This window comes from Sphingobacterium sp. UBA5639, assembly GCF_002421245.1.
GTDB lineage: Bacteria > Bacteroidota > Bacteroidia > Sphingobacteriales > Sphingobacteriaceae > Sphingobacterium > Sphingobacterium multivorum.
Genome location: NZ_DIJR01000027.1, coordinates 1 through 6094, shown reverse-complemented (window position 1 = coordinate 6094; position 6094 = coordinate 1). Strand labels below are relative to the sequence as shown.

Here is a 6094-nt window from a genome sequence, read left to right as displayed (position 1 = left end):
AAACGCTTTTTACGTTTCTTTCTACTAATCGTTGTTAGAATACGATCAAAAGTCTGTTTTTTTATATCTTCGCTATCGTTAAGGGGCATATGCTTATAATACGGATGAATTTGAAAGATTTTAATTTGTTAATATGACAAAATAACGAAAAGGTGAATATAATTATAAGGCTTTTCGTAATTTATTCAAGACTTTTGATATATGATATTCTACAGATTTGATACTAAGGTTCATTTTTTTGGCGATTTGTTTGTAGGATAAATCATCTTCGCGACTCATGATAAATATTGCTCTTGTTTTGGTAGGAAGTCTCGCTAATAATCCATCAAGCTGATCAGAGAGTTCTTTATATGAAAGCTCATCATGCTCAACAGCTATGTCTAACAACAGGTGTTCCTCTAATTCATTTAACCTACGTAATTTCCCCAGCAGTTTAAAACATCTGTTTTTTGTACAAATGAATAAATAATCTTTTAACGATGATTGGATGTTTAATCTTTTATGACGGGCCCACAACTCAGTAAAGACATCATGTAAAACATCTTGTGCTAGTGATTCTTCCTTCATCAATCGTAAAGCAAAGGTATAGAGGCCATCCCAGTAAAAATTATATACTAAGGAAAATGCTTGCATATCTCCGTCTTTTAGACAGCGCAAAATTTTGTGCTCTATTTGACTTTCCACTTGATTCGATTCCATATCGGTAATTAAATTGTTCTTCAATGGTTAGCAGATGTTTAAGACTAATTGGTTAGATTATGAAAAATGCCAACAATATTATGTATTACATAAGTACAATATTAATATTTTTTTATAAATGTATAAAACGATATATAAAATTTTTAAATAAAAAATTAGTCCAAATTTTGCTTTGGACTCGAAATCATAGTATCACGTTGGTATAGTTATATGTTTATTTCATTGAAAGATCTAAAACTGGATAAGAAGCAGCAAAGTTGGGGATCAATCGACACACTAGAGTAGCTGTACTCCCCAGCAGCGATATATTTTGTCTCTACATTATAAAATAAAGCCCATAATATCGTAGGAACACAAACTTGGTTGACTGTAAGAATATCAATTGTTTAAACAAAAAAAATCCACATTAATTCTTAAATTAGAGGATAAACCTATTTCAGCATATTTTAACATCCTCGTGTCTGCCTTGTTATGCTCATTTCCGGAAATGAAAGCCGCACAAGCGTACTTCGCTAAGGATAAAAAAAAACTGCCTCAACAGTTGAGCAGTTTTTTTATAGGGTATTAATCCAACTTTTGATTATTGTGCGAGAAATCATCTACTTGCTTTTCGCCGATGACTACATCACCGCGGATGGATCTTAAGTAGCCTTCAAAAGCGATATTCAATCCTTCAATAATCACTTTATCATGTGCATCAATGTCGCCCAGTATTTTCTTGTCGTCATAGCTATCGCCAACGATTGCCAAAACGCAGTTCGAGCTTTGTTTTGGAAAAAGTCCAACACCTATTATTTCCTCGCCAAATTTCACAAACCAGGTTTCTTCGTGATGGTCGTCCGTCGTGTTTGGTATATGTATGGCCTGGCCGAGGTCCTCACATTTAATCATATCAAAATTCATTGTGCTCTGTTTATGTTACATAGCTAAGACAGCACTAAAAGGAATATTGTTTTTAGAAACTTCGTCACGATTTCGCCTTTTCCGGTGCAAACGCAGGGACTATAAATCGAAGTTCTTCTGAGCTCCGGAAGATGCTTGCTAAATTTCGGCTACCTTGGTAAATAACCCCGGATAATTGACCACTAAACCCAAATGATCTACTTCAAGGTCGGCCTCAAAATCTTTCGGAACATTCTTGTATTGAAAGGTTAACATGTTCGTTTTCGAATAGTTCTGATGAACTGGTTTTATGCCGTCGTTTAGAATATCAAAATAGAGCACTTTGATATCCGTACTCTCACCGACTTCGAGATTCAAACTATTGATCGGAAGTGTATTGGTAAATGGTGTGAGGGAGATATCAATATAATCAATACCCTGAAAATCGATTATAATCGATCCATTTATTTCCCAGTCATTTTTAACTTTATTTCCTTTTATTCTTTTATTAACGCCATTCACTTCATATTCTAAATCAAGACCTTGAACATTCCAATGCTCGTCAATCTTCAAATGATATTTGAGGGTATAGATTTTATCTTCATAATACCCAATAATGTTGGAATCGACCATAAAAAAGCCTCCCTGTTGTGTCAGTTTAAAATATTCGAGGGAATTGTAGATAATGCCCTTCCAAATTAATATTTTCATCTTTAAAATTTATTTATCGCTCATTTTTGCAGAGACTTTAATCAAAATTGTGGCGCATTAAGGCATTTTAAAAAAACTTTTTATTTGGCAAAGTATCAAAGAGCTTTTCAGCAATAACAACATAGCCATTTTCTTTGAAAGATCGCACCAGAATTTCATGAGCCGCGGATCTGGCGTAACTATAATGAGCCGAGTTTTTTATTGCAATTTTTTTTTAAGATTTTATTCAATTCAATTATGTTTTCTTTATATCTTGGATATTTTCGAATATTTCGAACACTATGATTTTGATTGTTTACTGTACCCACTTCATCAAGCTCAAAAAAGACCTCGTCAATTAAAAGTCCGTTTAAAATACATTTAGAAATATATTCCGCACTTTGCTCAAACTGTGGTACTGTCTTTAAATGGTTATATATAATCTGCTTCGCATGGTCTCTTTGCTCTCTTTCAATTGCTGTCATTGGTAACATAAGCAGAAATAATTGTTCAAACTGTTGAAGTGATAACAGTTCATCCCAAGTTAGAAACCAAGCTTCAAAATGCCCACCTAACTTCCCAAAGTAAATGTCGTTAAGAAAAAATCTAATTTCATGATCTTGAAATTCAATTAAGAAGGTCGTATCTCCATCTAATTTTCCTTCGATAAATTTTGAAACTTCTCCAAAGTCATCTAGCGAAAAAAATCGTTCTTCCCATTCCGCTAATTTTTCTTTGTCAATGCCGATAACTTCTAATGCTTCGTCAATGTTGATCTCGTTTATTTCGTCGTATCCATTGAACCATTTAATATAGCTATACCAAAAGAATGTATTGTCTTTTATGTTGTATTGTCTTTTATGTTGTTTTGTGTAATTTGTCTATTCATATTTAGATACTGTTATTCAAATTCGATACGGCAAGCCAATTTATTTAAGGTACGATTCTAAATGCTATGCTTTTGGTAAGGGAGCATTTGCCGCAATTAATTTTTCATGTTTTAATTCTTCCCAAAAATCGGCGGAAATTTTAGTCTTGAAAGATTCCGCATTTTGAATGGCCTGCTTTACGGTATGTGCTCCGGGTATCACTCCTGAAACCTCGTCTGGTGCTGCAGCGAATTGCAATGCAGCTGTCCGCAGGTCTACAGCATGATCGTCAGCCACCCTTTGTAAAGCATTCAACTTTTCTTTAACCCCAGCAGGAAACGTTCCATCATATAGGTAGCGGTCCCTGCCTGACAGAAATCCAGCACACAGTGGTGCGCCTACAACAATCGACAACCCTCTCTCAGCGATCTTTGGGAAAACCTTATTCAAATCGTCATCATGTTTAATCAACGAATATTGGCAGGCTGAAAGAAAAATATCGGGATCTGCCACGTCTAATGTTTGCAAAATTGGTTCGATGGTATTGACACCTAGCCCCCATCCTTTTATTATACCTTCTTCTCTCATTTTAGTCAGCTCGGGCATCGCTCCTTTCGCCGCTTGCTCAAAGTAACTTCCATAGCTGTCTTTCATATCACCATTGTCGGGTGAAAGATCATGAATATATACGATATCTATAGATGATAAGCCCATGCGCTGTAAGCTATCCTCTACGCTTTTTCTCACACCGGCAGCACTGTAATCGTATTGATAACGAAAATTCATTTTACCCTTCCATAACAACTGTTCCATGGTAAAGTCCTCTTTAGGTTCTAAGAGTCGTCCTACTTTAGTGGAAAGGGTAAAGCTGTCGCGTGGCTGATCTTTTAAAAACAAGCCCATTCTGCGTTCGCTGATGCCCAATCCGTACCATGGGGAAGTATCAAATAATCGTATCCCAGCATTCCAAGCTGCTTCTACTGCTTGGAGACATTCTAGATCTGCGTTTTGCTGAAAGCCATTCCCTAATGCCACGCCACCAAACCCGGCTTTATTATTGGAGCGAAAACGTCTGTGTTTGCTTAAATTATCAGGTTTTACCATACTATGTTCTTTAATTGTTCTTACCAAAATATTAGGTGCCGCTGCGCTAAAGATTAAGCCCGATCCTGCAAGGCCTGTTTGCACTATAAATTTTCTTCTTTTCATACGCGGCACCTTATCTAAATTCCCTTGACTGTGCTATTTATTTGCAATGGCCAAATTCAATATGCATATAGCAATCAGGATTCTGCTAAAAAAACCATTCTCAGGCCTGCTTTGTTTTAGAAGATCATCACTATAGCAGATCATCGCTATCGCATGAAGGACGATGGCATACTATTAGTGACCACACCAAGAAATAGATTGGTAGATCCAGCACAATTAAAAAAATTAGAAATAGTTGATCCCCGGCAATACGTTTTAGACCTTTTCCAATAATTGTACTCCCGAATTGACAAAACAGAAATCAAAATTAAGAATTTTTAAAAACGATCTTCTCCCCACTCGTGTCCATCTCTAAAAAGAATTATGGCAAAATCGAATCAAAATCAGCAACAAATGCCAAACGAGCATTTACATGAGTTATTTGTAGACGAATTAAAAGATATTTTAGGCGCGGAGAAACAGCTCTTAAAAGGTTTAAAGAAAATGAGCAAAGCCGCAGAAGACGAACAATTAAAACAAGCATTTGAGGAGCACCACAGCCAAACTGAAGGACAAATCGAGCGGCTTAAAGAAGTATTTGGAGCGTTGGGCATTGCTGCCCGCGGGAAAAAATGTAAAGCTATGGAAGGTCTGCTGGAGGAAGCTGATGAAATCATTGAAAATTTTGAAGGCGATCCAGCACTAGATGCGGCACTCATTTCTGCAGCCCAAAAAGTTGAACATTATGAAATCGCCAGCTATGGTTGCCTTGTCACATTTGCAAAATTAATGAACCATACTGAAGCCGAGCAATTGCTTCAACAAACACTAGATGAGGAAAAGCAAACCGATACATTACTCACAGAAATAGCCGTCTCGTCAGTAAACGAGTCTGCGTCATAAGTTAATAAATGCCCGGTAATCCGGGCATTTATTATACCTGTGCAATCGTCCATTGAGTTATCTTTAACAAAACACATCCTATCCCTAGCCACAATCACTTTATTTTCTTCAAAGCTTAGTTATTCCTTTCATCAGCCTAATTGAAAAACAGGACAAACACGTTTTCACCGTAGTTGTACCATAAACATCAATTGTTAAAACGATTGTTACCTTGCTTCTCTTCCTATAAGGAGACAAGCACATTATACAGTTAAGAAATTAGCATGATGATAAATCCCGTCACTCCTTGGACAGCAACGGTCCAGGCTGATATAGCAGATTCTACGTCTATTTTTGAAATAGACCTAAAAACATACAGACTCAAAATTCATAATCCAGGCGATTCGATTTGGCTCGTGGTTATCTGGCCAACGGGCGCTAGCATAGCCTTTAGACTGGCCTTTGGGATGAATAGCAGGTTTGAAAAGGTGACGATCTCCGAAGCTCCCGATGAGATCCTTATCACTGCTTCTACTAGGTTAGCCTATTATCGAATCATTGTCTTCTTTCCCGAAAGTCTGCGCGCCACCTTTCGTTATACCACGACCTTGCGAACGAAATTACCGCTTCTTATCCCGTTTTGGCCCCGCGATATTGTTCCCTTGACTAAAGATGGAAATACTGAAAATACAGTGGGAAAAATACATGCCAAACAGGTAGGGTCCCGGTCAGGTCAGCTCTATTTTAGTATGACAAAGCCAAAAGCCGGTTGTGTTTTTTATTTTCAGAATCTCACAGCCATGTCTCCCTATTGTCAGGAAACACTATTTCCTTACCGCGGAGCATAAATCTTCGGAACCCATGGTTCTGTTTTATGTTTCCAA

Annotated in this window: 7 protein-coding genes; 2 read left to right on the top strand and 5 right to left on the bottom strand. The window is 37.1% G+C overall.

Going from position 1 to position 6094, the window contains the following annotated elements; translation table 11 throughout:
- Nucleotides 1-162 precede the first annotated feature (162 nt).
- The 5 genes from B4Z90_RS16200 to B4Z90_RS16180 form a co-directional block, all read right to left on the bottom strand.
- Nucleotides 163-699, bottom strand: a complete 537-nt coding sequence (locus B4Z90_RS16200) for an RNA polymerase sigma-70 factor (RefSeq protein ID WP_070566790.1) — start codon at nt 697-699, stop codon at nt 163-165.
- Between the two features lie 564 nt (nt 700-1263).
- Nucleotides 1264-1602, bottom strand: a complete 339-nt coding sequence (locus B4Z90_RS16195; protein ID WP_070566791.1) for a hypothetical protein — start codon at nt 1600-1602, stop codon at nt 1264-1266.
- A gap of 138 nt (nt 1603-1740) precedes the next feature.
- Complete coding sequence (locus B4Z90_RS16190; RefSeq protein WP_070566793.1) at nt 1741-2292, bottom strand: putative glycolipid-binding domain-containing protein; 552 nt, start codon at nt 2290-2292, stop codon at nt 1741-1743.
- 179 nt (nt 2293-2471) lie between these two features.
- On the bottom strand, nt 2472-3116 hold the full coding sequence (locus B4Z90_RS16185; protein ID WP_083295987.1) for an Imm19 family immunity protein: 645 nt from the start codon (nt 3114-3116) through the stop codon (nt 2472-2474).
- 108 nt (nt 3117-3224) lie between these two features.
- Nucleotides 3225-4349 carry an aldo/keto reductase gene (locus tag B4Z90_RS16180; RefSeq protein ID WP_115050194.1) on the bottom strand — a complete coding sequence of 375 codons (1125 nt, stop codon included), beginning with the start codon at nt 4347-4349 and terminating at the stop codon, nt 3225-3227.
- Between the two features lie 363 nt (nt 4350-4712).
- Between B4Z90_RS16180 and B4Z90_RS16175 the strand changes: the two genes are divergently transcribed.
- Together B4Z90_RS16175 and B4Z90_RS16170 are read left to right on the top strand one after the other, a co-directional pair.
- Nucleotides 4713-5231 carry a ferritin-like domain-containing protein gene (locus B4Z90_RS16175; RefSeq protein WP_112375903.1) on the top strand — a complete coding sequence of 173 codons (519 nt, stop codon included), beginning with the start codon at nt 4713-4715 and terminating at the stop codon, nt 5229-5231.
- 263 nt (nt 5232-5494) lie between these two features.
- On the top strand, nt 5495-6058 hold the full coding sequence (locus B4Z90_RS16170) for a hypothetical protein (protein ID WP_147282070.1): 564 nt from the start codon (nt 5495-5497) through the stop codon (nt 6056-6058).
- Nucleotides 6059-6094 lie beyond the last annotated feature (36 nt).